Origin of the sequence: Comamonas avium (genome assembly GCF_014836675.1) — a bacterium.
In the GTDB taxonomy this organism is placed as follows: Bacteria; Pseudomonadota; Gammaproteobacteria; order Burkholderiales; family Burkholderiaceae_C; genus Comamonas; species Comamonas avium.
On sequence record NZ_JACSQK010000003.1, the window covers coordinates 24,193 to 50,123 of the forward strand.

Below are 25,931 nucleotides of genomic sequence, written 5' to 3' on the forward strand. Positions count from 1 at the left end.
CCGGCCTATCCCGCCAGACTTTGCCGTGGCGACTTTGGAGCGGCCGGGCGACAATAGAGGGATGATTTCCCACACGCCCACCTTGAACAAATCCGTCGCACAGCCCACTTTGGACACCACCCGCATTGATGACACGCGCATCAAAGCGGTGCGTCCGCTGATCACGCCTGCACTGCTGCAGGAATGGCTGCCCGCAACCGAACAGGCCCTGGCGCTGGTGGAAAGCAGCCGTCAGGCCATCTCGCGCGTGCTGCATGGGCAAGATGACCGTCTGATTGTGGTGGTGGGCCCTTGCTCGATCCACGACCATGACCAGGCCATGGAATATGCGCACCAGCTCAAGGTGCAGGCCGATGCGCTGTCGCAAGACCTGCTGGTGGTGATGCGCGTGTACTTTGAAAAGCCACGCACCACGGTGGGCTGGAAGGGCTATATCAACGACCCGCATCGCGATGACAGTTTTGCCATCAACGACGGTCTGGAGTTGGCGCGCAAGCTGCTGCTGGATGTGGTTGGCTTGGGCCTGCCCGTGGGCACAGAGTTTTTGGATCTGCTCTCGCCGCAGTACATCAGCGATCTGGTTACCTGGGGCGCGATTGGTGCGCGCACCACGGAGAGCCAGAGCCATCGCCAGCTGACCAGCGGGCTGTCCTGCCCCGTGGGCTTCAAAAACGGTACTGATGGCGGCGTGAAAGTGGCATGCGATGCCATCCTGGCTGCGCAAGCACCCCATGCCTTCATGGGCATGACCAAGATGGGGCAGGCAGCGATTTTTGAGACACGCGGCAACGATGACTGCCACGTCATCTTGCGCGGTGGCAAGCAGCCCAATTACAGCGCCGCCGATGTGCAGGCCGTGAGCGAAGTGCTGGAAAAAACCGGCCTGCGCCCGCAGGTCATGATTGATTTCTCGCACGCCAACAGCAGCAAGCAGCACCGCCGTCAGATTGATGTGGGTGCCGACGTGGCCACACAAATTGCTGCGGGAGATGCGCGCATCACCGGCGTGATGATTGAAAGCCATCTGCATGAAGGCCGCCAGGACATTGTGGAAGGGCAAACGCTGCAACACGGCGTTTCGCTCACCGATGCGTGCATCAGCATGGAGCAGACCATTCCGGTACTGCAGCAACTGGCCGATGCGGTGCGCCAGCGTCGTTTAAAGAAATAATAGCTAGTAACGCAAGCTACAAGCCACTTTCAGATATAAAACATACTGAAAGTGGCTTGGGTAAAGCGCTAATAGCTATCAAAGATTAGTCTTTGAGTTTGATCTTCTTGTCGATCTTGGTGGTGGCTTTTTCTTCTTGCTTGCGGCGGTTGAACACCTGCTTCATGTAGCGCAAGTCACTGGCCGACAGGTGCTTTTGCGCGGCCACAAACTGCTCTTGCTCCTCTTCACGGATGTGGTGCAGGTATTCATCGCGCAGGGCCGTAAAACGGCGCAGCCATGCGGGTGAAGCCATGTCGCGCGCAGCCAGATCGGCCAGCATTTCATCGATCTCTTTGTGCTCACTGACGGCGTGGCGGGCATCGTCGGTGGTCTTGGGGTTGCGCATCACGCTGGACCACAGCGCCTGCTCTTCGGCAGCGGCGTGGCTTTTAAGCTCCAGCGTCAATTCCTTGAACAGTTTCTGGCGCTCTGTGGATTTTCCAGACGTCTGGGCCACCATGGCCAGCAGCGCCCGGTGGCGGTCGTGGTCTTGCACCAGGCGACCGAAAATGTCGGCATCGCCCCGGAATTTGGTGGCGGGCGTGCTGCCTATGCGTGCGGCCACATCGGGCGCCACCGCCTTGGCTTTGGCGATGGCCGTGCGTTTGGCCTGCACTGGCTGGGTGGATGGCTTGCGTGCCGATGAGGTGGGCGTGCGCGCAGCGCTTTTGACGGTGCGCGCTCGTGAGGCTGTCGTGGGCATTGTGTTCACTTCTCCAAAGTACGGCGTTGCTGTCGCCTGTACTTAGGTTGTAGCGAAAGATGCTGCCAGGACATGGTCAGAGCGGGGGGCTGTGACCTGTAGGAGTGGGCACCATAAAACTCAGTACTTGTTAGAGAAGTTGGCGCTGATGCGCTGCTTCAAATACTCGGCGGCGGTCACGTCCGGGTACTTGCCGCTGGGGCTGGTGATGACTACGTCTTCATTGGCCTGGCAAAAGAACGCCAGGCTGTAGCGTGCGCCCTGGTATTCGCCCGGTGCTGGGTTTTTGACGCGGTGAAAATTGGAGGGCAGCTGGTCATCGCTCCAGCGCATCAACATATCGCCGATGTTGCAGGTGATGACGCCTTCTGCGGGCTCCACCGGTGTCCAGGCGCGGCCTTGCATCTCCTTGCCGGGTAGCACCTGCAAGCCGCCTTGGCCGGGGCGCTGAAACAGCAGGGTCAGGCAGTCGTAATCGGTGTGCGCGCCGGCACGCCAGCTGCCGGCAGGGGTGTCTGCAGCCTGGGCAAAGTAGTGCAACATGCGCAGCGTGCTCTGGTAGTGAGGGCTGCTGGGGTCGTGGGCGCGGGTGAAGAAATCGCTGTTCAGTTGCAGCTTGTCGGCAAAGCAGGACAGCACCTGCATGCCTACAGCCCAGCACTGGGCCTCAAACGCCAGTGCTGCTGCCTGAAAGCCGGGCAGTTCGGCCTCTGATGGCCACAAGCCTTGCATGCGCGGGCGTGTGATCTGGTAGGACTCTTTTTGGTCTGCCGTGCGCGTGGACGGGCGGATCTGCGTCATGCTTTCCCAGCCCGCGTTGCGAGACAGCGGCCACTGCGCCTTGCTGGTGCTGGGCAGTGCAAAAAAGGATTCAGACAGCGCAAACGCTTGGCGCACGGCTTGCTCGGTAATACCGTGGTTGTAGACCTGAAAGAAACCAATTTCTGTGGCCGCACTCCACAGCTGCTCGGTGATTTCGGCCTTGCGCTCGGCAAAGTTGGACAGGTCGATGCGGCGGATTTCGCGTTGCACCGTGGTGCCTTCGCTGCCCATCAATGATTCCTTGCGCAACTCTTCCAGCGCATAGTCAGAGGTGGTGGTGTTGGGGGGTGTCGTCATCAGCATGGCGGGACTTTCTGTGGCAGGAGGGGGTGATGCCCTGAAAGCCTGTGCTGGCACACAAGTGGTGCATCAGCGCAGGTCTTCAGACCTGTGGCGCACCGTTGGAGGTGCGCCCGCTGAGCAATTTCCGGCGCTGAAACTCCTGGTGGGCTGCAGTGCTGAACGCTTCTACTCGTGCAGGCTTGTACCAAGCCAGATTCGTGCCAGCTGCGTGGCTGCTGATGTTTGCGCTGGCGCAAAACACGCTGGCACAGGATGTGCTTGAACGCTGTTTGAGTAGAAGCGTTCAGCGCATGCATGGTTGCTGCCATGCCGCCCGGAAATTGCTCACCCCCCAAAGTTGCAAGACGGCTGGGACGGGGTGGCATACGCTGCACATCCTCGTTTGCGCTGGCTTGCTGCCACCACCGATGAAGGAGTTTTGCCATGCAACGCCGCCACTTTTTACGCACTGCGACCTGTCTGTCTTCTGCCGCCGCGCTGCTGCCTGCCAGCAGCTGGGCACAAACGGGCAAGAAAGCGCTGGTTCCTGTGAAGTTCACGCTGGACTTCAAAGTCACCAGTCAGACATCGCCTTTCTTCCTGGCGGCCTCCAGGGGCTACTACGCCGAAGAAGGGCTGGATGTGCAGATTGATGTGGGCGCAGGCTCGGTTGCGTCGATCACGCGGGTGGCCTCAGGGGCATATGACATGGGGCTGGGCGACATCAGCTCATTGATCGAGGCGCACGCCAGCGGCACCATGCCCGTGCAGGCCGTCTACCAATACTACAACCGCGCACCCTTCACCATCATTGGTCGCAAGGACAAGGGCATCACCAGCAGCCTTGACAGCCTCAAAGGCAAGAAAGTGGCGGCGGCTGCCGTCGAGGCGACACGCCGCTGCTGGCCCATGGTGGCCGATCAGCAAAAGCTGGCAGAGCCTTTCTTTGACTGGGTGACCACCGATTTCAGCGCGCGCGACAACGTAGTGGTGCGTGGCGATGTCGATGCCGCCACCTATTTTCACGACTCGGCCATCTCGCTGTTCATGCGCATGCCGCCAGAGCAACTGAGCGTGCTGTCCTATGCCGACGCCGGTGTGCACCTGTATGGCAATGCCGTGCTGGCCAGCAGCAAAATGCTGGCAGAAAAGCCCGAAGTGGTGCGTGCATTTTTGCGCGCCACCCAGCGTGCGCTGGTAGAGACGCTGGCCAACCCCGATGCCGCGCTGGCTGCCGTGCGCACCCGCGAGCCGCTGCTGCGCGCAGATCAGGAAAGCGCCCGCTGGGCCATCACGCGCACCTATCTGGCGAATGCGGAAACCGCCCGCGTCGGCCTGGGGCATATTGATGCGGCCGTGTTGACCCGGCAAATTGCGCAGGTTGGCAAAACCTTTGCGCTCAAGCAATTGCCGGCCACTGAGCAGATATGGAATACGGCCTTTTTGCCAGCAGCGGTCAAGCACGGTGGTGCGGCATGAGCGCCGCTGAAAAGCCCTTTGCAGGTTTCCTGCCCGAGCAGACTGTCAGCGAGCGTGATGGCGTCTATCTGCGTCAGGCCATTGGCCTGTCGCGCACGGCGCGCGAGCGGGGCAATCGGCCCTTTGGCTCGCTCATCGTGGCGCGCGACGGCACGGTGCTGGGGCAGGGCTGGAACAGCAACAGCGAGTTGCGCGACTGCACCGCGCACGCGGAAGTGCAGGCCATTCGCGATGCCAGTCAGCGCCATGGCCGCGAAGCCCTGGAAACCGCCACCCTCTACGCATCGGGCGAGCCTTGTGTGATGTGTGCGGGTGCCATCTTCTGGGCCAATCTGCGCCGGGTGGTGTACGGTATTGATGACCAGCGGCTGCGCATCTTTCGGGGAGAGCGGCTGGACCAGCGTGATGTGGAGCTGTCGTGCCGCGATGTGTTTCGTGCAGCGCCGTTTGACATCGAATGCGTGGGCCCCGCATTGATCGATGAAGCCAGCCAGCCGCACGTGGGCGCGTGGAAGTGAAAACTTCTTTGCACACTGTGGCGTAACAACCACCCAGGCGCGATAGCACCATTGCGGGGATGAGCACCTCCACTGGGGTGCTCTGCCTACAATCGCAACATCTTCAGCAGTGCAACACTGCCTAGCCAGGGACGACCTTGGTGAGCTTTGACCATCACGGGACGACCCGCACCTTCATGCAATGCAAGGAGCTTCGTATGGCTTGGCTTTATCTCGTGGTGGCGGGTTTGTTGGAAGTTTTGTGGGCCTTCACCATGAAGCAGTCCCATGGTTTTTCCAGACTCACCCCCAGCATCATTACCCTCATCGCCATGATTGCCAGCTTTGGTCTGCTGTCCATGGCCATGCGCACCCTGCCCTTGGGTACGGCCTATACGATCTGGACAGGCATTGGCGCGGTGGGTGCGTTTGTGGTGGGCATTACGGTGCTGGGCGAGCAAATTACACCCATGCGCATTGCAGCAGCGGCACTCATCGTGAGCGGGCTGGTGCTGATGAAGCTGTCGTCTGCTGATTAATGCCGGCTTGATGGCGCGAGCGTTGCAGTGGTGCTGGCGGGTCAGTGAATGATCACGGCAGTGCCGCTGGCTGACACCATCAGCATGCTGTTGGCAGCGCCCAAAATCTCATAAGTTAACGCCACGCCCACCACGGCGTTAGCCCCAATTTGAATAGCATGCGCCTGCAGCTCTGACAGTGCCACCTCGCGGGCCTTTTGCAGCTCACGTTCGTTGGAGCCCGCCCGGCCACCTGTCAGGTAGCGGATGCCGGCAAACATGTCCTTGAATACATCGGTGCCCAAGATGACCTCGCCTGCCACCACGCCGCAGTACTTGCTGATGGTCTTGCCTTCTACGCTATGGGTGGTGGTGACAATCATGGAGCGCCTTTGTCTAACAGGGTGAATGCATGCTGCATGCTGTGTGCACGGCCGGTGCCCGGGCTGTAGGACTGCCGCGCTAACGCAGCCGCCGCCCTCCCACACCCCGACGAACGCGCCTTGCGGATGTGCATTGCCGCGCCAGTCCGTAAAGCAGGGTGCCGTTGCAGTCCAGGGCGCTGCTGCGGCCCTGAAGTCACCCGTGCTGCCAGCGATCCCGTCGGACTCATGCAAAACCCCCGTGGCAACCGCCCGGTGCAAAGCGCAATGTGCGGGTCTGGGCACTGCGCCTGTCGCAGTTAGAGGGGCGTGCTGGGTGGGGCATCGTTGCGTCAAAGCCATAAAACCCGAGGGGCTGTGCAAAAAATAAGCATGTGGTTTATACTTACGGCTACGGGTTATCACTTAGTGGTTATTCCGTAGTTGTGGACAGTTGAGATGCTTGTCCACAGCCACTTAGAAAGGCATCTCGTACACAGAAAGAACTGTCATGCGCCAAGCCATCAACTCCCTGATCGAATTCATCCAAGAAGCACGTGCTGCCCACCTGGAAATCGCTAGCCAGTAATCAGGCGTCGATCACAGCCATGCGGGCTGTTAAAACTGCGCAATAGGAAGTGCCCTCCAGCAATGGCTGAAGGGCATTTTTGTTTGGAGCGTGTCATTGCCTTTGCGTTATCGGCAAAGCAGCCATGCCTGCGGCGTGGCAGACTGCGCGACATGTCAGAACCCACCCTGCTGGTCGCCGATGACCACCCCCTTTTTCGTGCCGCCGTGCTGCACGTGCTGCGCGAGCGTTTTGCGCAGTACCAGACCCTGGAAGCCGCCAGTGCAAGCACGGTCAGCAGCTCTTTGCAGGAACACCCTGAGGTGGAGCTGGTACTGCTGGACCTGACCATGCCCGGTGCGCGGGGCTTTTCTACCTTGCTGCATGTGCGCGGGGAGTACCCCGAGATACCCGTGGTCATCATCTCCTCGAATGACCACCCGCGCGTCATCCGCCGTGCGCAGCAGTTTGGTGCAGCGGGTTTCATTCCCAAATCGAGCCCTGCAGAAGACATTGGCAACGCCATTGACGCGGTGCTTGAGGGCGGCAGCTGGTTTCCGCCGATGGCGGCAGAGCGCTCTGAGGCCGATGCCGAACTGGCTGCGCGTCTGGCGCAGCTCACTCCCCAGCAGTTTCGCGTGCTGCTGTGTTTGGCGGATGGACTGCTCAACAAGCAAATCGCCCATGAGCTGGGTTTGGCCGAGAACACCGTGAAAGTGCATGTGACGGCAATTTTGAAAAAGCTTGAGTGCTACTCACGTACGCAGGCTGCCGTGCTGGTCAAGAGCCTTGAGAACGACGCAGATATTTGAAGCGCCGTGTTTATCGACTCTGGTGTGATGGATAGGGCGCAGGCAGACCTTGTTTTGCATGCCGATGCAGCGCTGACGCATATCAGGCACTGCATTGCTGCTTGAGCGCCGCACAACGGTGGCTGGGGCGGGGAAAAACCATGCCGTACAGTGCATGCATGCGAAAAATCACAGCCAAGGCATTTACCGGCACGCGAGCTTGGGAGGCGTTGCCGATTGAGACAATCACCGGCAATACCACCGTCCGTTTGCACTGGACAGATCAGCCCTACCAGTGGCACATCAACGATGGCCCCGAAGTCTTTGTCGTCCTGGATGGCGTGGTGCACATGCATACGCGCAGTGATGGTCAAGAACGCGTGCACCGGCTGGAGGTGGGCGATATCTTTCATGCACAAAGCGGTGATGAACATGTGGCCCACCCTCAGGGGGTGGCCCGTATTTTGGTGGTGGAGCGCGAGGGCAGCGTTTAAACGCTGCTCATACCAGCTGGAACAATGCCGCCAGCAGGCCGGTAGAAAGCGCGCCTACGTGCCAGTGGCGCAGGCGTTGCCATGTGGCGCTGGGGCGTTCGGTCCACTCGTACAGCACTGCACCGGCGGCAATCGATAAGGCCACCGCCATCAGCATGCCAAGGCTGTTTGCGGCCACGCTGTCGGGCCAGGAGGCGGAGACCTCAGCGCTGACCAGCAGACACATGGGAAAGTGAATCAAAAAGATGGAGTACGAGCGCTGGCCAATCCATGTCAGCGGTGCCCATTGCCACGTGCGCAGTGTTTCTGGCCAGCGCAGATTGCCGCTGATGGCCAGTACCAAGGCACTAGCCACAGCCAGCGCAATGCGGTCACGCCACTGCACATTCAGGGCGGTCAGCCCCAGTGCAGCAATGGTCACCACCCACAAGGTGCGTTGCGCGCTATGTTCGCTGTGGGTGGCCCACCAGGCCATCATGCCCAGCCCGTAAGCGCCTAAAAAGTACAGCGCCCACATATCCAGTTCAGGGTTCAGGTTCCACACCCACAAAGAGGCGGCCGTGGCGGCTGTGATTGCGGCTTGGCCCCAGCTCTTCCATGCAGACTGCTTGCGGCTGAGCCACAGCCCCAGCAGGCACAGCACGTACAACTGAAAATCAATGGCGACATACCAGACCCCGGCCGAAATGGATTCCCAGCCACCAATGCTGTGCAGCAGCAGCAGGTGCGCCATCACGCTGGCCCAGGTGGGTGTCTGTGACACGGAGTCATGGTCAAACCCCAACCCGTGCACCGTTTCATTCACCACCATCGCCACCACCAGTGCTGCGCTGTATGGCAGGCTCAAACGGATAAAACGCTTGCTGATCACTGGCCAGAGCTGGTCATGCCTGCCCACGCCCTGTGGCGCCAGCGCAGCGGCTGCAAAGTAGCCACCAATCACCAGGAAAATTTGCACGGCCATGCGGCCATATTCATCCAGCCATGCCATAACGCCGGGCAGCGCAGGACGCAGAACATCTGACATCGGGCCATAAAACGCCAGGTGGTGGCAAACAATCAGCAAGCAAGCGATGGCTTTGATTTGATCAAACCAGGAATTTCGGGTGTTCACGTGGCGCAGACTGGCTCGGTGGAAGTACAAGGCAGAAAAGCGGACACGCTTTCCCTTTGTCTGACATAACGTGCGAGCGTGCTCAATGGCTGACACCTGGAGAAATTGTGCTTTCCCGCAGAGCCGGGTGTACGTACATTGGGCATGAACTTCACCCAAGGAGACGATGATGCAAATTTGTGAAACTTACCGTGGCCGCTTGATTGACCACCTGCAAATTGTGGTGCCCGATTTGCCGCGTGCGCAGCGTTTTTACACAGCAGTGCTGGAGAGTCTGGGCATACCTGTCAGCGGCACGGGAGATGGATTTTTTTGGGCCGATGAACTGTTCGTTTCCACTGCAGACGGCACTGTTGCACAAGGCCATGTGACAGGTCGGCACCATCTGGCATTTCAGGCACAAAACCGTGCCATGGTGGATGCGTTCTATCAAGCCGCCCTGGCGCATGGCGGGTCTGACAACGGGGCTCCGGGCGAGCGTTCCTACCATCCGGGCTATTACGCGGCTTTTGTACTGGACCCCGACGGCAACAACATCGAAGCCGTCTATCACGGTGAAGCGCGGCGCAGTGCGCCCGCCGTGCATATTGAATTTGAGGCTTGAGCAAGCATTTGCTGGATGCGCAGATGAGCATGAAGATGGCTCGCCTGGCATCTTCGCGTACGTAAATGCTCAATGGTGGGTCATCGAGCTATCCATTCGTTGACTGTCCGTAGCGGCGGGTCATCCACCACCACAGCAGTGCAGCGCAACTAACCGCGGCACCCAATGCGCATACGCCCAGCCAGCCATGGTGTGCGTACATGGCAGTGGCGCCCAGTGCGCCAGCACCGCTGCCCGCGGCATAAAACAGCATGTACAGGCCCACCAGCCGGCTGGGGGCGCTGCTCGATTGCTGAAAAATCAGGTGCTGGTTGACCACATGCAGGGCTTGACCACCCATGTCCAGCAAGACAATGCCCAGCATCAGCGCCATCACAGACTGGGGCATATACGCCAGCGGCCACCACGCCAGCAGCAGTACCAGCAAAGCTGCCAGCGTGGTGCGCTGGCTCCAGCCACGATCGGCCCAGTGCCCGGCGCGTGTGGCTGCCAGGGCCCCCACCACACCGACCAGTCCAAACGCGCCGATGGCGGTGTGCGAATAAGACCACGGTGCTGCAGACAAGGGCAGCACCAACGCACTCCAGAAAATATTGAATGCGGCAAACATGCACAGTGCCAGCATGCCGCGCACCTGCAGTACCCGGTTGCTGCGCAGCAACTGCCACATCGACGCCAGCAGTTGCTGGTAGCTGAGGGTGGGCTGGGCATGTACGCTAGTGACCGGCAACTGCCGCCACAGCAGCACTGCCAGCACCAGCATGCCGGCAGCAGACACCATGTAAACGCCGCGCCAGCCAGCCATGTCGCTCACAGCGCCCGAAAACACCCGGGCCAGCAGCAATCCAGCAAACACACCGCTTTGTACGACTCCCACCACCCGGCCACGCTCTGCAGGAGCTGCAATGGCTGCGGCATAGGCGATCAGTCCCTGGGTCATCGCGGTGCCCATCAGCCCGATAGCCAGCATCCCGACCATCAGGCCTGTGGCTGACGACGCCAAGGCTACGCCCCCTAATGCCAGCACCAAGCCTGCCATTTGCGCCAGCATCAAGCGGCGTCGCTCAATCTGATCGCCCAGCGGTACCAGCAGCACCAAGGACAGCAAGCAGCCCAGCTGGGTGGCGGTCACCACCCCGCCGACTGCCCCATGGCTAATGTCAAATGCGGCGGCCAGGGCATCCAGCAAGGGCTGCGCAAAATACACGTTGGCCACACTGCAGCCTGCTGCCAGCGCCAGCAGCCAGATGGGGGCTAGCGCTGGCGTTTGTGTGGAAGGTGGCGCAGCGCCGCACAAATGAGAGGAAGGCATGAATGCAGTTTGGTTTCAAATTAAAACTAGTCGCAGCATACGCGGATTGGTTTTAGAATGCAACCAGATTGGAGTCTGAGCTGATGACTGTTCCTGCTGTCGATGACACCTGCCCTGTGGGCCGCGCTGCCAACTTGATGGGAGACCGCTGGTCGTTGCTCATCGTGCGCGATGTGATGGATGGCCTGCACCGCTTTGGCGATTTGCAGCGCAATCTGGGCGTTGCGCGCAACATACTCACTGACCGCCTCAAGCGTCTTGTAGATGCCGGGGTGCTGGCCACCGAGCCTGTGGCGGGTGGTTCGGCCTACCAGCAATATGTGCTCACGCCAAAAGGGGCGCAGCTGTTTCCGCTCATCGTGGCTTTGCGCCAGTGGGGCGAGCAGCATTTGTTTGCTGCCGATGAGCCACATTCCGTATTGATTGACACCGCCACGGGTGACGTGATCGCGCCCATGCACGCCACCAATCGGCAAGGTCAAGTGCTGCAGGCATCGGGCACGGCAGTGCAGCGATAGTGGTGGTGGCTGGGTGCCTGTGGCACATGTGTACCTGCCGGCAAGGCGGGTCTATGGACCCCATGCCTGAAAGGCTGCGTCAAGACCCCCCTATTTCTGCAATCCGGGCCACCGCAAGATGAGTGCTTACTGGCGATGAATTGCAATAAATCCAGGTATTGGCGATTTCTCAGTCAGCGGTAGATCCACTTTTTGAACCATCAATCCTCGCGGATACGCAGCAGTGTCTGGCTCATCAGCGCGCGCAGCGCTGGCGGTCTGACGGGTTTGGCCAAGAAGCCCCAGCCTCGCTCGGCGGCCTGGCGGCGCAGTGATGCATCGCGCTCGGCAGTCACCAAAATCACCGGAGGCATCTGCCCCCACTGCTCACACAGCTGTGCATAAATGTCTGGCCCATACAGGTTTTTGCCCAGGTGCACGTCCAGCAGCACCAGTTGCGGTACATCGTGGGCGTTGGCAATAACCAGTGCATCGTGCGGACCTCCGGCGTAGGGGACCTCGCAGCCCCAGCGCTCCAGCAGGGCGCGGGTGGCAGCACAGGTCTGCGGGTCATCGTCGATGTACCAGGCTACGCCACCTTGCAAGGGGGCATCGTTTTGGCTATGCGTGACAGTGCTGGGGCGCACGGCAGGCTGCAGGGTTTGGGCGTTGCCCAGCGGCACCTGGACCCAGAACACACTGCCTTTGCCGAGGGTAGAGCGCAGCCCAATCTCGTGGCCCAGCAGCTTGCCCAGACGCTCCACAATCGCCAGTCCCAGGCCTGTGCCGCGATCATCGGCGTGGCCTTCGTCAAGACGGCGAAACTCTTCAAAAATCTCGCGCTGCAGGCTCTCGGGAATGCCTGGTCCCTGGTCATGCACTTCAATGCGGACATGGTTGCCCGCACGGCGGCAACCGATCAGGATGCGGCCCTGTCTCGTGTAACGAATGGCGTTAGAGACAAAATTTTGCAAAATACGGCGCAGCAGCGCCTCGTCACTGCGCACGATGAGGTGGCTGGAGCGGGTGCGCAACTTCAGCCCCTCGCTTTCGGCCAGCATGCCAAAGTTGTTGTGCACCACATGCAGGAGAGAGTCGAGCGCAAAGTCCCGCACGTGCACCTCAAGCTGGCCGGACTCCATGCGGGCAATGTCCAGCAGGCTGTTCAAGATGGCGTCTTGCGAGGCCAGTGCGGCGTCAATGCTGTCAGCCACGTGGCGGCCCGCATCGTCATGCACGTGGCTGGGCAGCAGGCTGGTGAACATGCGTGCTGCGTTCAGGGGTTGCAGCAGATCGTGCACGGCAGCGTTCACAAAGCGGGTTTTGTAGCGGTTGGCCTCTTCGGCCTCGCGTTTGGCCTGGGTGAGGTCATGGGTTCGCTCCTCTACACGCCGCTCCAGTGCATCGGCCAGAGAGCGCAATTCTCGGGCTGCATTTTTGTAGCTGGTGATGTCTGCATAGCTGGTGACAAAACCACCATCGGGCAGTGGGTTGCCACGAATTTCCAGCACCGTTCCATCACCTTTTTCGCTCTCGTGCAAATGGGGCTTGCCACTGCGCAGATGACCCAGGCGGCGCTGGATGGCCTCTTCCATCGGTGCGGTGCCCAGCAGGCCACGCTTGGCGTTAAAGCGCAGAAGGTCTTCAATCGGCTGGCCTACGCGGACCATTTCAGGAGGGTAGCGAAAGAGGGCAAGGTAGCGGGAGTTCCATGCCACCAGGTTCAAGTTGGCATCGATGATGACAACCCCTTGGGGCAGGTGCTCCAGGCTGCGTGACAAGCCTGTGTCGGCCTGCTGTGCAGCTTGCACAATGCCGTCCTGGGCGGTGCGCAACTCTTGCGCGTGTTGCTGCAGCACGGTCTCCAGCTCCTGGCGGCTGCGCAGGCGCAGGCGTGTGATGCGCTGGCGCTGGCGCACAAACAGCACCAGCAATCCGCCTGCCAGCCACAGGCCTCCTGCTGCGCCGGCAGCCCACCAGCTGGTGGTGGCGCTGGTACTGGTGTCGTGCAGCAAATGCATCTGCCACTGTCCGTGCAGCAGCCCCACGCTTTGCAGCAGCATATGACGGGGCAGGTCAGGGTCTTGCACATCCACCAAGCGGCTGCCATTGTCCAGTTGCTTGCGCAGTCGCAAGTGCAGTGGCGTCAGCTGCTCGTCCTGGTACTGGCGGGTTGCCGCCAGCTGGATCTGGGCTGCGTGGGTCAATGGGCGCAACAAGCGGTAGCGCCACGGCTCACGGCTAGTCAGAAAGATGACGCCATAGTTGTCGGAGACGAACACGATGTCAGCGGCATTGGGCCATTGGCGTTCCAGCTCTTGCAGTGCAATCTTGATTGCAATAAGTCCAATGGCGTTGCCGGTGTCGTCGTAAATTGCTTGCGATAAAAAATAGCCGGGCACGGCAGTGGTGGTGCCAATGCCGTAAAAGCGTCCACTGCCATTGGCCAGCGCTTGCTGCACATAGGGACGGTAGCTGTAGTTTTCCCCCACATTGCTTTGCGGGGCATGCCAATTGCTGGCGGCTATCGCAATGCCTTGCTTGTTGATGAGTGTGAGTGTCGAGGAGCGAGTGGCGCCGTTGGCCCGCTCTAGCTTGCGGTTGAGGTAGTCCACATCCTTGGCGGTCAAGGGGCGCTGCAGGGCCTGGCGCAATTCGGTGTCAAGCGAAAGCACCTCGGGCAGGGTGCGAAAACGGTCCACCCGCTGGGTCAGCACCTGGGCGCGCACTTCCAGCTGGCGTTGAAAAATTTCACTCTCGTTGAGCAGTGCATGTCGCCATGTCAGCCAGCCCACAACCAGCATGCTCAGCAGCATGCCAGCAATCAGGGGAGCGAAAGGCCACAGCTGGCGGCGGCGAAGGCGTGAAAACATGGCGCAAGTGTGCCTGTGCTGGCAGCGGTTTGGCCAGTTGCAGGCTGTTGATGCAGTCGAAATGGGTTCGTATTTCTACGTATTTTTAGGCACTTTTGCCGCGAAAAACGGGCATCTAATACCAATAGGTTATCGGCGTAAACGCGGGCCAGCAGTACAAACCCCCTCAGTTGCACCGCCAAGGTGCATTTTGTTTGCACTTTCGGAACCCGTAGCATGCACCCCATCCAATCTGAAGCCATAAGCACTATGCGTTTGCCGTTCTACCGCCAGCTGTATGTGCAGGTGGTGGTTGCCATCGTTGTCGGTGTTTTGCTGGGCCATTTCTCACCGGAATACGGCGCAGCCATGAAGCCCTTTGGCGATGCGTTCATCAAGCTGATCAAGATGATCATTGCTCCGGTGATCTTCCTGACCATCGTGACCGGCATTGCGGGCATGACGCAGCTGAGCACCGTGGGCCGCGTTTTTGGCAAGGCCATGGCGTATTTCCTGACCTTCTCTACGCTGGCGCTGGTTGTCGGCATGGTGGTGGCAAACGTCTGGCAGCCCGGCGCTGGCATGCACATCAACGTGGCCGATCTGGATCAAAAAGCCGTACAGGGCTTTGTGGCCAAGACGCACGACATGACGCTGACCGGCTTTGTCATGGACATCATTCCCAAGACACTGATCAGCCCATTTGTGGGTGACAACATCTTGCAGGTGCTGCTGGTGGCGGTGCTGTTTGGGGTGGCGCTGGCCATGGTGGGTGATGCTGGCAAGCCTGTGCTGAACTTCTTTGAAGCGCTGGCCAAGCCCGTCTTCAAGCTGGTGGCGATTGTGATGAAGGCCGCTCCTATTGGCGCTTTCGGGGCCATGGCGTTCACCATTGGCAAGTTTGGTCTGTCCTCGCTGGTGAATCTGGCAGAGCTGGTCGCCGCTTTCTACCTGACGTCTTTCATCTTCGTGACCGTGGTGCTGGGTGTTGTCGCGCGCCTGTGCGGCTTCTCGGTATTCAAGCTGTGTCGCTACCTGAAGGAAGAGCTGCTTTTGGTGCTGGGTACTTCGTCGTCCGAATCGGCGTTGCCCAGCTTGATGCAAAAGATGGAAAAAGCCGGCTGCAAGAAGTCGGTGGTCGGTCTGGTGGTTCCTACCGGTTACTCCTTCAATCTGGATGGCACCAACATTTACATGACACTGGCTGCGCTGTTCATTGCCCAGGCCTGTGATGTGGAGCTGACGCTGGGTCACCAAATCATGCTGCTGCTGGTGGCCATGCTGTCGTCCAAGGGCGCGGCGGGTGTAACGGGCGCGGGCTTCATTACGCTGGCTGCAACGCTGGCGGTGGTGCCTGAAGTGCCAGTGGCCGGGATGGCGCTGATCTTGGGTGTGGACCGTTTCATGTCTGAGTGCCGCTCGATCACCAACTTCATCGGGAACGCGGTTGCGACCGTGGTGGTCTCTCGCTGGGAAAATGGCGTGGACATGAAGCGCCTGAACTCGGTGCTGGATGGCGAGCCTGTTGCTGAACTGGATCCCGTGCCCGTCGCTGTAGCGGCCAAGGCCTGAGTACTTTTGCAGATGCCATCAGCGGGCCGTGAATGTGTTCGCTGACCAAGGGGTGCTGAGGCACCCCTTTTGCATGGGGCTTCAGTACAGGCGTAAAAAAAATCCCTGACCAAACATGATCAGGGATTTTTTTATTGGTTGCGAGGGCCGGATTTGAACCAACGACCTTTGGGTTATGAGCCCAACGAGCTACCAGACTGCTCCACCTCGCGGTAATTTGTGCATGACCACTGTCTTTGGAGACAAGGTATCAAGTGCGAAGCCCGAATAATACCACCAGTAATAAACCCTTGGTTTTTTATTCTTTAAATAAATAAAGATATCGGCATTCCGCAGAGCATCAGGGGGCCAAGTGCGTCAAGACGGTCACGCGCCATCGGCTCAGCTGGTTGCAAGGATGCACAGTAGGTGGGCGTCGTGGCGTTGCAGCCCTGCGGGAAAGCTCGGTCATGAATGGCTCCAGACAAAGCCCCTATCCGCGGCGTCAGCCAGTTCGGAGGGTGTTATGGAATGCGCAAGAAGGCTGCACAACGGTGATGGAGCGCATCACCGCTGCCGCCAGCTCTGCGCAGCAGTAGTGAGGGCGGGGCAGGCAGGTGTGGCATCGCCTGCAAAAAAGGCTGGGCGGCTGAGCTCGATACTTTGGGAGACAACGCGGTTGCGCCCCTGTTTTTTGGCCAGATAAAGCTGCTGGTCCACCGCTTCAATGAAGTCAATGCTCTGCGTGCCTGACTGCGGCACGATGGTGCCCACGCCAATGCTCGCAGTCACACGTTGCCCATGGGGTGAGCCGGGATGCGGGATCGGGTGCTCCTTGAGCTGGCGCATGAAGCGCTCTGCCACCTGGTGCGCAATGTGCGCAGGAACCTCCGGAAGCAGCACCACAAATTCTTCGCCACCAAAGCGTGCAACCAAGTCAGATGGGCCATCCAGTGTCTGTGCCAGCATTTGCGCAATGTCGACCAGGCACTGGTCACCACGGACGTGGCCGTAGTAGTCGTTGTATTGCTTGAAAAAGTCGATGTCCAGCACCATCAAGGACAGCGGATGCTGCGTTTGCATCGCACGCTCCCAGTACTGCGCCATCGCATCGTCAAAGCGACGGCGGTTGGCAATATTGGTCAGCCCGTCCTTGTATGACATGACTTCCAGCTCTCTTTGCAGGCTCAGCAGCTTCTCTTCGGTGATCTTGCGTTCGCTGATGTCAAACATAAAGCCGATCAAGGCCTCGGTCTCACCCTGTGCATTGCGCAGGACGTGCACGGTGTCGCGCATCCAGACGTAGCGCTGATCGGCCGTGAGCGCCCGGTAGTCGGCTTCGTGGTCAACGCCCGCGATGGACAGCTCCACGCAGTGCTTGACCACTTGCTCCCGGTCTTCGGGATGAATGCGGTCTGCCCAATCTTGCACGGTGACCCAAGTGCCCACACTCCAGCCAAGCAGTGCTTCGATTTGCGGCCCCACATAGACATAGCGTTTGGTGGCCCAGTCGATCTTCCAGGGAATGGCCTTGGTCGATTCCAGCAACGTGCGGTACACGCCATCGTTGTCGTGGGGGAGATGGAGCAATTGTGTCTCTGTGAACATATGTGTCGTCCTCTGGCAGCGCGTTGTCCCAGCATGTGGGGGGCGGCTGTGCTGTGTAGGCAGGGTGTTTTCATAGACGGGAAACTGGCCTTGTCTTCACGCAGCAAAGCTGGCATCTGCATGCAGTCTTGATGCACATCACTCCGGAGTACCAGCTGGGCGCGGAGGTTGTGGTGCAGGTCAATGCATGGTGTTTTATTTGTGCTAGGCGGAGGTGGAATGTACAGGGCCAAGTCTGGTTACATTCATTAACCCGATGAGCGGGAAACGCCTGTCCGCTACCAGTAGCGTGTCACTGATGCGATCAACGGTTTTTTCTCGTTGAAACCAATGAAAAATATATAAAAATCAATGGCTTGCACTTTGCTGCAAACCTTTGTTAACTGGCTATTTGGTGTGTACTTTAAAGGTGACAGATGCACTAAAAGGACGCCGTACCGCTCATGCGTCGTTGCGATGCTGGGCACAGGTGGCATGGAGCGGCAAACCAGCATGGTGGTTGCCGTCGTCGCTGGCATGCATGGCTATGCACTGAGTGTGGATAGCCGCAGGCTTTAAACAGCGGCAGCGCATGGCGCTGGTTGTGCATGCAATAGAGCAGCCCAAAGAGGGGGCTGGCCACGACGGGCGGCTTTAAACGTCTGCGCGCAGCAGCTCAAACGCCATGCGGATGCGCTGGCCGTCACGGCCCAATTTGCGGTCGGTGGGCAAACGGCCGGCCCATGCCATGCGTGCAATCGATTGCTGCAGGACCTCACGGGCTTCGGGCTGCAATGTCTGCACCCAGGCTTGCCAGTGCTTGCGCGCTTCAGGCATGGCGTGGGCTTGCTCCAGAATCCATGCGGTGGAGTGGACGTAGCACAGGGCATCACGCACTTGGCACACGGGAAGGGGCAGGTGTGCGGTGGGGTCGTCTTCAAAGTCGATATAGCCAATGACGCCGTCGGGGCAGCGCACCAGATTGCGTGCAAAAGCCTGGCTGAGTGTGGTGCCCGCCTTGTGCACTTTGGCAATGGCTTGCAGGCCTTGCTTCCACAGCGCCAGTACGGCATTTGCTCCACGGGGGATGGCTTCTTGCAGCTCATTGCCCAGACTGGGGGTAGCTTGACCCGCAGCGCCCAGATGGCGCATGACAAAACCATCTTCATTGGTAGCCAGCACTTGCGGGGCGCGCAGCCCCCGCGCAGAAAAATCGCGCAGGCGGCGCACTTCGGTGGCCACTGCCACACGGCCACCAGGATTGGGTACGGGGCTGAGCACCGGCATTTTGAAAACTCTGGCCAGTGCTGCCAGCACGCGATAGCGCCAGCGCGGGTTGAGCGCACCAGCTCGCTTGACCCACAGGGTCTCACCTTCTTGGTCATAGCGCATGACGCTGTGCGGCTGGCTCAGTACATGGGCGCGAAGGAATGCGTCGTAATCAATCGGGGTGTTAGAAGCAGGCACAGGCAGCACGTCGGGTCAAAGCAAGCGGGCCCCAGGGACGCGGCCCTGTGGTCAATTCAGGGATTGTGCCTTGTTCATTGGCTGCGTTGCAGAGGGCTTGAGTGGCGGAGCAGAGATTTGGAAAGTCTGGGCTGTAGCACGGCCCCAGTACATTTTGAAGACGTTGTGCTGCTCGTCCAGTGGCCCCAGCAATGCCCCAGGCTCGACCCGCAAGATGGTGTTGGCCAGCTGGTGTACCTGTGAGTCATTGGTGCGGCGCACGATGTGGTGGGCGGTGATGTCGCCCGGGTGGCGCAGGCCCGCCGCTTGCACCAGCTCTTTCAGTGCGTGCATGGTGCTGCGGTGAAAGTTGGCCACGCGTGTGCCCTTGTCAGGCACGACCAGGGCTTTTTGGCGCAGCGCATCTTGCGTGGTAACGCCGGTGGGGCAGTGGCCGGTATGGCAGGTCTGTGCCTGGATGCATCCCAAGGCCATCATGAACCCACGCCCTGCGTTGCACCAGTTGGCACCCAGCGCCATCATGCGGGCAATGTCAAACGCTGTAATCACTTTGGCGGCCGCACCAATTTGCACGCGGTGGCGCAGGTTAACGCCCACCAGGGTGTTGTGCACCAGCAGCAATCCTTCTTGCAGCGGCACCCCGACGTGGTCGGTGAACTCAACGGGTGCAGCCCCCGTGCCCCCTTCGGCACCGTCCACCACGATGAAGTCGGGGGTGATGTCGGTTTCCATCATGGCTTTGACCATGGCAAACCACTCCCAGGGATGGCCCACGCACAGCTTGATGCCTACGGGCTTGCCTCCCGATAGCTGGCGCAGCTTGGTGATGAACTGGAGCATTTCGATGGGGGTGTGAAAAGCGCTGTGGCTGGAGGGGCTGATGCAGTCAACGCCAACCGGAATGCCGCGTGCAGCTGCGATTTCCGGGGTCACCTTGGCCCCCAGCAGCATGCCGCCATGTCCGGGCTTTGCGCCTTGGCTGAGCTTGAGCTCAATCATCTTGACCTGTGGGTCGGCTGCGTTGGCGGCAAAACGCTCTTCGCTGAACGTGCCATCTGGGTTGCGGCAGCCAAAGTAGCCTGAGGCCACTTGCCAGATCAAATCACCGCCGTGGACGCGGTGGTGCTGGCTGATGGACCCTTCCCCCGTATCGTGTGCAAAGCCGCCAGTACGTGCCCCCAGGTTCAGTGCCAGCACGGCATTGGCAGACAAAGCACCAAAGCTCATGGCTGAAATATTGAATACGCTGGCGTGGTAGGGACGGGTGCAGACGCCTTTGCCGCTGAGCGGCTGCTCAGGCGTTCCTCCAATCCATACGCGAAAGTCCTGGCTGTCCAGTTTGCTGGGGGCCATGGAATGGTTGATCCATTCGTAGCCTGGAATGGAGACATCCAGCAGCGTGCCAAAAGGGCGGCTGTCAGGCTCGCCCTTGCTGCGCTGGTACACCAGGGAGCGCTGTGCACGCGAAAAGGGCAAGGCCTCGTGATCGCCTTCGATGAAGTACTGGCGCATTTCGGGGCGGATAAATTCCAGCAAGAAACGCATGTGCCCGATGACCGGGTAATTGCGCAAGATGGCATGCCGCTTCTGGCGCAGATCCGCAAAGCCAATCACGGTCAGCGCCGTTGCAATCACCGGCACCAGCCACCACCAGTGGCCCCAGGCCAGCGCGGCGATCAAGCCCAGCACACTGCTGGCCATGCACAGCGCCAGTACGGTGTAACGAACGGGAAACAGACCCCGTGAACGATAAGGTCCATGCAGCATGCAGACAACTCCTGTGTAACAGGCACGGGCTTGGCCTGCGGGCTACACTGCCCGCTATCGGCCACACATGCGTTGCGCATGCAGTCCCGCCCCCTTTGCATTGATTGTGCGAATGACAGCGCCATCACCATGCAGGAGACCGCCGAATTCGCACATGGGCTTGTGCCCGCCAACCACCTGAATATAGATACACCATGGAAAACAACCAAACTGACGCCCCAGAAGTCGAAGCTGCGCTGAGCACGGAAATGCTCGAAGAGCTGGACAACATGCTGGAAGAAATGCGCGAACGCGCAGAAGAAATCCCGCAGTGGGAGTTCTGCGACGGCTTTCTGACGGCCGTCATCTGCACACGCCGCGACATTGCGGCCGCCGAATGGCTGCCCATGCTGCTGGGCGACGGCGAAACGCTGGAAGTGGCGCAAGGCCAGCCATTGCCCAAGATTGAAGCGTTCAAAGATGCGGCCCAGCAAGCGCGTTTTCTGGAGCTGGCGCAGCTGCGCATGGACGAAGTACGCGGCCAGCTGGATACTGAAATCAAGTCGCTGGAAGACCAGGCCGCTTTCCAGCCTGAAGTGATGGACACCCGTGGCGCACTGCTGATGCTGCCCGAGGCCGAACGCGCCGAGCTGGAAGACGAAGAGATTCCTTCGCTGGGCCAGGTCTGGGCGCTGGGCTTCATGTTTGTGGTGGAAAACTGGGCCGAGGAGTGGGCTGCACCGCGCGACAAGGAAGCTGCACAGTGGCTGGATGCGGCCATGGAGTTTCTGGTCAACCTGACAGAAGACGACGACGGCGAAGCCACTTTGAACCTGTACGACGAAACCGGCCCCGCATCGACCAGTCAAGAGCGTCTGGACGCGTTTGGTGAAACCGTATGGGCCGTGTATGACCTGCGCCAGCTGTGGCGCAGCATGGGCCCCCGCGTGGAGTCCATCGTCAAGGGTGAGCAGCCCGGCCGCAACGATGCCTGCACCTGTGGCAGCGGCAAGAAATTCAAGAAGTGCTGCGGCGCTTGATGCATTGACCGAATGCCCGTATTTTTGAGGGCGTGAGGCCTTCTTAAAAATAGGAGCTTCTATCGCTTGCACTGTATAGTTTTCAGATATCTTTCTATCTGAAAACAAGGTGTAGTAAGCGATAGAAGCTCCTTTTTTATTTCTGTGCGGTGCGCCAGCCAGGCCCTACCATCACGCTCCAGTACGTTTTCTCTGCGTTGTATGTCCTTGCCTTTGATAGCCCGCCTGCGCGCGGAATGGGCGCCCAGCATTCCGCGTGAATTGCTGGCCGGTGCCGTTGCCACGTTTGCATTGATTCCTGAGGTGATTGCCTTCTCGTTTGTAGCGGGGGTGGATCCGTCGGTGGGCCTGTTCGCCTCGTTTGTCATCAGCATCGTGATTGCCTTTTTTGGTGGACGCCCGGCCATGGTGTCAGCGGCGGCGGGCTCGGTTGCGCTGGTGGCGGCGCCCTTGGTGGCTTCACACGGCATTCAGTACCTGTTTGCTGCGGGCTTGCTGGCGGGGGCCATGCAGATCGTGTTTGGGCTGTGCAAGATGGGCGTGCTGATGCGCTTTGTCTCCAGCTCCGTGCGCACGGGGTTTGTGAACGCGCTGGCCATCTTGATCTTTGCCGCGCAATTGCCGCACCTGCACAACGCCAACGTGCCCACCTGGGCCATGCTGGCGCTGGGCTTGCTCATCATTTATGGCTTGCCCTGGCTGGGGCAGCTTTTGCAAGTGAAGGCGCTCACAGCCATTCCCTCCCCGCTGATCTGTGTAGTGGTGCTCACGCTGCTGGCCTCTGCGCTGGGCTTGCCTGTGGCGACGGTGGCCGATCTGGGCAAGCTCCCCGATGCCCTGCCGCTGTTTGGCCTGCCGCAGGTGCCCGCCAGCTGGGACACGCTGCGCATCATCGTGCTGCCTGCCCTGGCGATTGCCATGGTGGGTTTGCTGGAGTCGGTGCTGACTGCTGCCGTGGTGGATGAAATGACCAACACCCCCAGCGACAAGAACCGCGAGTGCACGGGCCTGGGCATGGCCAATATGGCCTCCAGCGTGTTCGGTGGCATTGCAGGCTGCGGCATGATTGGGCAGGCTGTGGGCAATGTGAAATACGGCGGTCGCGGTCGCTTGTCTACGCTGTTTGCAGGGGTGTTTCTGCTGATCTTGATGGTGGTGCTCAAGCCCTGGGTGTCGCAGGTGCCGGTGATGGCGCTGGTGGCCATCATGGTGATGGTGTCGGCCTCTACCTTTGACTGGAAATCGCTACGCAACATGGTGCGCTACCCGCGCCTGTCCAGCGGGGTGATGCTGGTCACCGTCGTCATCACGATTGCCACGCATAACCTGGCCGCAGGCGTGATTGCGGGGGTGCTGCTGTCGGGCGTGTTCTTTGCCGTCAAGGTGTCCAACATGCTGCAGGTCACCTATGAAGAGGACGCAGCAACGGGTTTGCGCACATGGCGCATCAGCGGGCAGGTATTTTTTGCTTCTGCCGACGCTCTGGTCGAGCGCTTTGATGTGCGGGCGGTGGCCGGCCAGCCCGTGCGCATTGATGTCAGCGGGGCGCACTTTTGGGACATTACGGCCATTGGCGCGCTGGACAAAGTGGTCGAACGTCTGGAGCAGCACGGCTGCACCGTGGAGCTGACTGGCATGGACGCTCAGAGCCAGCGTCTGGTGCAGCGCATGAAGACGTGATGGCCACGGCTGTAACTGCATAGCTCTACAACTCCACAGCCGCAGGCTTGTAGCCCCACCACTCCATAAAAAAAGCCCGTTGATGCGGGCTTTTTTTATGGGGAACGTGTGACCAGTCAGCTCAGCACATCTTCCGAAAATATCTGCCAGCGGCCTGCGTTCTTGCGCCAGTACTGGCGTACGGTGGGGCTGCTGTTGCCCTTGGCGATATGCAGGTTGACGATGCGAATCTCACCGGCATCTTCTTGCCAGTTGTAGACCGACATTTCATCCACAGCCAGCTTGGACAGCGGGCCAACGGCAGACAGGCGGCTGCGGCGTTTTTCCAGAAGATCGGCGCCGCCCGCCATTTCAGCGCTGTAAAGGCTGTTAAGGCGCTGGGTATCGCCTTGGCGCCAGGCTGTTTGCCAGTGCTCAATTTCCAGCATGAAGCTGTCTTTCTTGCGCTGCTGTATGGTCCATTGCGGCGTGACCCAGTTGAGCTTGTCGGCAATCAAGACCGGAGTGCGGCGGTCAATCGATGCCATCAAAAACGCAATGTCCGGGTTGGAGAGCACCACACAGCCATCGCTGGCTTGGGGCACACGGGCAAACTGGTCAGACGGTACGCCATGCAGCCAGATGCCGCTGCCAGTGCGGCCCTGAACGCGATCCCAGTCATTGGGGTAGTTCACGGTCAGTGCGCCTTTGCCGTACAGCTCAGGCAGACGTTCTCCAGGAATCTGGCGGCCCACAAAATAGACCCCCAAGGGCGTGCGCTGATCGCCTTCGGCGCGCTTGTCCACGCCGTTGCGTCCTACCGTTACGTAGAAGTTGCCCAGCAGCGTCATCCCCTGCGGGCCGTTGGCAAACACGTACAGGCGCGAGCGGCTGGCATCCACGGCAATGGCATGGCGCACGTTCGGGCCGAGATGCAGAAAATTGCTCGGAATCATGCCCGGAGGGGGCAGGTCCATCGAGGCTTGACGGCGGCGTTGCAGCTCGTTCTTGAGGCCTTGGTAAAACTCAGATGGTGCAATGCTTTGGTCGGCCACGCCCATGTTGCGCTTGCTGGGGCTGGCTTGAGATTGCGCAAGCTGCTCACCCATGGGGGCGGCACCTGTGCGCAAACGCAGCAAATCGGCATACAGCAGTTGTGCGGCCCGAAAGTTGGGTACTTCCTCGGTCAGCTCTGTCACGGCACGAAACGCCTCGTTGATCTCACGGCGCTCAATCTGCGCCAGGATTTCAACCAGACGTTTTTCTGCACGCGCCAGTTCCTGGCTGGAATGGGTATTGGCCGATGCCACCCCGCCCCAGCTCAGGCAACTGGTCACAACAGCAAGACCCAAGAGTGTGTGCAGCCGGTGGCTGCGCAGCCACGCTGAAAAATGGTTCAGATTGCAGGGCATTAGCGGCCAGTTTCTTCTCGGGTGATGCGCCACTTGTCGCCTTCGCGCTGCAGACGGAGGGTTTTACGTGTGGTTGCTTTGTAGCCGCCGGATGCGTAGTACTGGCGGAAGCTGGCCGTGGCCCGCTCACCTTGCACCGAAGTCTTGAGGTCATTGACCGTCACAGTGATGGCGGGCTTGCCAACAATGCGCTCTTTGCGTTCGATCTTCCAGGCCGCCAAAGTAGAACCCTGGGGCTCAAAGCGACTGCTGTAGGCGTTGTAGTACGCCTGCATGTTTTGCTGTTCCCAGGCGTTGGCCCATGCCAAGACAGACTTTTCAACGGCCGCAATCGCCTGGCTGTCTGCTGCGTCTTTGGTGGCCGCTGGACGGGCCGCGACGGCCGCAGTTGCCTTGGTGGTTTGAACTTCAGGTGCAGCTGGAGCCGCAGCCGATGCAGAAGCTGCCGGAGCTGGAGTCGATACAGGCGCTGGAGCCGATGCAGGCGTTGGAGCCGATGCAGGCGTTGGAGCCGATGCAGGAGCTGGAACGGGTGCTGGCGCTGGCACCGACGCAGCAGCTGGGGCTGTAGCCGGTGCCGATGCAGGCGCTGCCGTGGCAGCCGCTATCACGACGGGCGCGCCCTGTCCGGGGAAAATTTGCTTGATCAGTGCCAGCTTGGGCTGAATGGCCTTGCGATTGTTGTCCAGCTGCAAGGCTTTGGCGTAGGCGTCACTGGCCATGCGCGCGTACAAGTCACCCAGGTTTTCATGGGCCGTCGCGTAGCTGGGATTGGTGCGAATCGCCTGCTCCAGCACTTGGGTGGCTTTGCGTTCTTCGCCTTTGGCTGCGTACAGCACCGCAAGGTTGTTGTAGGGCTCTGGCAGTCCCGGGTACTCCTGCGTAAGCGCCGTGAAAATTTGAATGGCCTGGTCAAACTTTTGCTGCTCAGCCGCGATCACGCCCTGCAAAAAGCGCATTTGCACGTCGTTGCTGTTTTTCTTGAGGTGGCTTTGAACGCGTTGCGCAGCTTCGTTGACCTTGCCACGCTCGAGCAACTGGTTGACCTCGGCCACAGCCGTTTGTGACGCCTGCACCAAGCCACTGCCAAATGCTGTAGCACAGATCAGCCCTGCAGTTGTTACAGGTCGTAGCCAACGACTGAACGCGTGAGGCTTGCTGAGCAAGGAAAGCACTGAGGCCAGGAACATAGATGCACTTTCAACGACTAGGAAATTTGATTCTTCGCTTTTTCATCTGTAAGCCAGTTGCTTACAAAGTGCGAATTTTATGGGCAATTGTGAATGTTGCCGTTGGAGGGGCGATGCGGTCCACATGAGTTGGCGCAGTGAGTGTGTCCAAATGTGTGACTTTGTGCACAT

The 25,931-nt window shown here is 59.8% G+C and carries 22 protein-coding genes and 1 tRNA gene; 11 read left to right on the top strand and 12 right to left on the bottom strand.

Annotated elements, in window-relative coordinates:
• Nucleotides 1-61: 61 nt before the first annotated feature.
• Nucleotides 62-1,171: a 3-deoxy-7-phosphoheptulonate synthase gene (locus tag H9646_RS05410; RefSeq protein ID WP_191722336.1), complete on the top strand. Its 1,110-nt coding sequence runs from the start codon at nt 62-64 to the stop codon at nt 1,169-1,171.
• An 85-nt stretch (nt 1,172-1,256) separates the two neighbouring features.
• On the opposite strand, the gene H9646_RS05415 is transcribed toward H9646_RS05410, so the two are convergent.
• Nucleotides 1,257-1,916, bottom strand: coding sequence for a hemerythrin domain-containing protein (locus H9646_RS05415; protein WP_191722337.1), 660 nt, complete (start codon nt 1,914-1,916; stop codon nt 1,257-1,259).
• Between the two features lie 120 nt (nt 1,917-2,036).
• Entirely contained in the window at nt 2,037-3,041 is a 1,005-nt protein-coding gene (locus H9646_RS05420; RefSeq protein ID WP_225214013.1) for an isopenicillin N synthase family dioxygenase, read from the bottom strand.
• A 423-nt stretch (nt 3,042-3,464) separates the two neighbouring features.
• Between H9646_RS05420 and H9646_RS05425 the strand changes: the two genes are divergently transcribed.
• The 3 genes from H9646_RS05425 (at nt 3,465) to sugE (ending at nt 5,535) form a co-directional block, all read left to right on the top strand.
• Nucleotides 3,465-4,499: an ABC transporter substrate-binding protein gene (locus H9646_RS05425; protein WP_191722338.1), complete on the top strand. Its 1,035-nt coding sequence runs from the start codon at nt 3,465-3,467 to the stop codon at nt 4,497-4,499.
• Complete coding sequence (locus H9646_RS05430; protein WP_191722339.1) at nt 4,496-5,017, top strand: nucleoside deaminase; 522 nt, start codon at nt 4,496-4,498, stop codon at nt 5,015-5,017. Before H9646_RS05425 ends, H9646_RS05430 begins: the two co-directional genes overlap by 4 nt.
• A 197-nt stretch (nt 5,018-5,214) precedes the next feature.
• Nucleotides 5,215-5,535, top strand: coding sequence for a quaternary ammonium compound efflux SMR transporter SugE (gene sugE, locus H9646_RS05435; protein ID WP_191722340.1), 321 nt, complete (start codon nt 5,215-5,217; stop codon nt 5,533-5,535).
• Nucleotides 5,536-5,576: 41 nt separating this feature from the next.
• Here sugE and H9646_RS05440 read toward each other — a convergent pair whose 3' ends face one another.
• Nucleotides 5,577-5,897, bottom strand: coding sequence for a heavy metal-binding domain-containing protein (locus H9646_RS05440; RefSeq protein WP_191722341.1), 321 nt, complete (start codon nt 5,895-5,897; stop codon nt 5,577-5,579).
• A gap of 720 nt (nt 5,898-6,617) precedes the next feature.
• Between H9646_RS05440 and H9646_RS05445 the strand changes: the two genes are divergently transcribed.
• Together H9646_RS05445 and H9646_RS05450 are read left to right on the top strand one after the other, a co-directional pair.
• Nucleotides 6,618-7,256 (top strand): response regulator, encoded by a 639-nt coding sequence (locus tag H9646_RS05445; protein WP_191722342.1) that lies wholly within the window; start codon nt 6,618-6,620, stop codon nt 7,254-7,256.
• Between the two features lie 158 nt (nt 7,257-7,414).
• A complete protein-coding gene (locus H9646_RS05450; RefSeq protein WP_191722343.1) occupies nt 7,415-7,729 on the top strand; it encodes a cupin domain-containing protein in 315 nt (104 codons plus the stop codon).
• 7 nt (nt 7,730-7,736) lie between these two features.
• Here the strand turns inward: H9646_RS05450 and H9646_RS05455 are convergent, their stop codons facing one another.
• Nucleotides 7,737-8,843, bottom strand: a complete 1,107-nt coding sequence (locus H9646_RS05455; RefSeq protein WP_191722344.1) for an acyltransferase family protein — start codon at nt 8,841-8,843, stop codon at nt 7,737-7,739.
• Between the two features lie 169 nt (nt 8,844-9,012).
• Between H9646_RS05455 and H9646_RS05460 the strand changes: the two genes are divergently transcribed.
• Entirely contained in the window at nt 9,013-9,447 is a 435-nt protein-coding gene (locus tag H9646_RS05460; protein WP_191722345.1) for a VOC family protein, read from the top strand.
• Between the two features lie 88 nt (nt 9,448-9,535).
• Here H9646_RS05460 and H9646_RS05465 read toward each other — a convergent pair whose 3' ends face one another.
• Nucleotides 9,536-10,759, bottom strand: coding sequence for an MFS transporter (locus H9646_RS05465; RefSeq protein WP_191722346.1), 1,224 nt, complete (start codon nt 10,757-10,759; stop codon nt 9,536-9,538).
• A gap of 83 nt (nt 10,760-10,842) precedes the next feature.
• On the opposite strand from H9646_RS05465, the gene H9646_RS05470 reads away from it, so the two are divergent.
• A complete protein-coding gene (locus H9646_RS05470) occupies nt 10,843-11,277 on the top strand; it encodes a winged helix-turn-helix transcriptional regulator (protein ID WP_191722347.1) in 435 nt (144 codons plus the stop codon).
• Between the two features lie 200 nt (nt 11,278-11,477).
• On the opposite strand, the gene H9646_RS05475 is transcribed toward H9646_RS05470, so the two are convergent.
• Entirely contained in the window at nt 11,478-14,129 is a 2,652-nt protein-coding gene (locus H9646_RS05475; RefSeq protein WP_225214015.1) for a hybrid sensor histidine kinase/response regulator, read from the bottom strand.
• 216 nt (nt 14,130-14,345) lie between these two features.
• Between H9646_RS05475 and H9646_RS05480 the strand changes: the two genes are divergently transcribed.
• Nucleotides 14,346-15,680 (top strand): dicarboxylate/amino acid:cation symporter, encoded by a 1,335-nt coding sequence (locus H9646_RS05480; RefSeq protein WP_304515595.1) that lies wholly within the window; start codon nt 14,346-14,348, stop codon nt 15,678-15,680.
• 135 nt (nt 15,681-15,815) lie between these two features.
• Here the strand turns inward: H9646_RS05480 and H9646_RS05485 are convergent.
• From H9646_RS05485 to H9646_RS05500, 4 genes are all read right to left on the bottom strand, one after another.
• Nucleotides 15,816-15,892: transfer RNA gene (locus H9646_RS05485), tRNA-Met, on the bottom strand.
• Nucleotides 15,893-16,226: 334 nt separating this feature from the next.
• Complete coding sequence (locus tag H9646_RS05490; protein ID WP_191722349.1) at nt 16,227-17,267, bottom strand: GGDEF domain-containing protein; 1,041 nt, start codon at nt 17,265-17,267, stop codon at nt 16,227-16,229.
• A 633-nt stretch (nt 17,268-17,900) separates the two neighbouring features.
• Complete coding sequence (locus H9646_RS05495; RefSeq protein WP_287919312.1) at nt 17,901-18,713, bottom strand: BUD32 family EKC/KEOPS complex subunit; 813 nt, start codon at nt 18,711-18,713, stop codon at nt 17,901-17,903.
• A gap of 51 nt (nt 18,714-18,764) precedes the next feature.
• On the bottom strand, nt 18,765-20,480 hold the full coding sequence (locus H9646_RS05500; protein WP_191722351.1) for an FMN-binding glutamate synthase family protein: 1,716 nt from the start codon (nt 20,478-20,480) through the stop codon (nt 18,765-18,767).
• 194 nt (nt 20,481-20,674) lie between these two features.
• Between H9646_RS05500 and H9646_RS05505 the strand changes: the two genes are divergently transcribed.
• Nucleotides 20,675-21,499 (top strand): UPF0149 family protein, encoded by an 825-nt coding sequence (locus H9646_RS05505; RefSeq protein ID WP_191722352.1) that lies wholly within the window; start codon nt 20,675-20,677, stop codon nt 21,497-21,499.
• 201 nt (nt 21,500-21,700) lie between these two features.
• A complete protein-coding gene (locus H9646_RS05510; RefSeq protein WP_191722353.1) occupies nt 21,701-23,179 on the top strand; it encodes a SulP family inorganic anion transporter in 1,479 nt (492 codons plus the stop codon).
• 116 nt (nt 23,180-23,295) lie between these two features.
• On the opposite strand, the gene H9646_RS05515 is transcribed toward H9646_RS05510, so the two are convergent.
• Nucleotides 23,296-24,570 (bottom strand): L,D-transpeptidase family protein, encoded by a 1,275-nt coding sequence (locus tag H9646_RS05515; RefSeq protein ID WP_191722354.1) that lies wholly within the window; start codon nt 24,568-24,570, stop codon nt 23,296-23,298.
• Complete coding sequence (locus tag H9646_RS05520) at nt 24,570-25,760, bottom strand: L,D-transpeptidase Cds6 family protein (RefSeq protein WP_191722355.1); 1,191 nt, start codon at nt 25,758-25,760, stop codon at nt 24,570-24,572. Before H9646_RS05520 ends, H9646_RS05515 begins: the two co-directional genes overlap by 1 nt.
• Between the last annotated feature and the right edge of the window lie 171 nt (nt 25,761-25,931).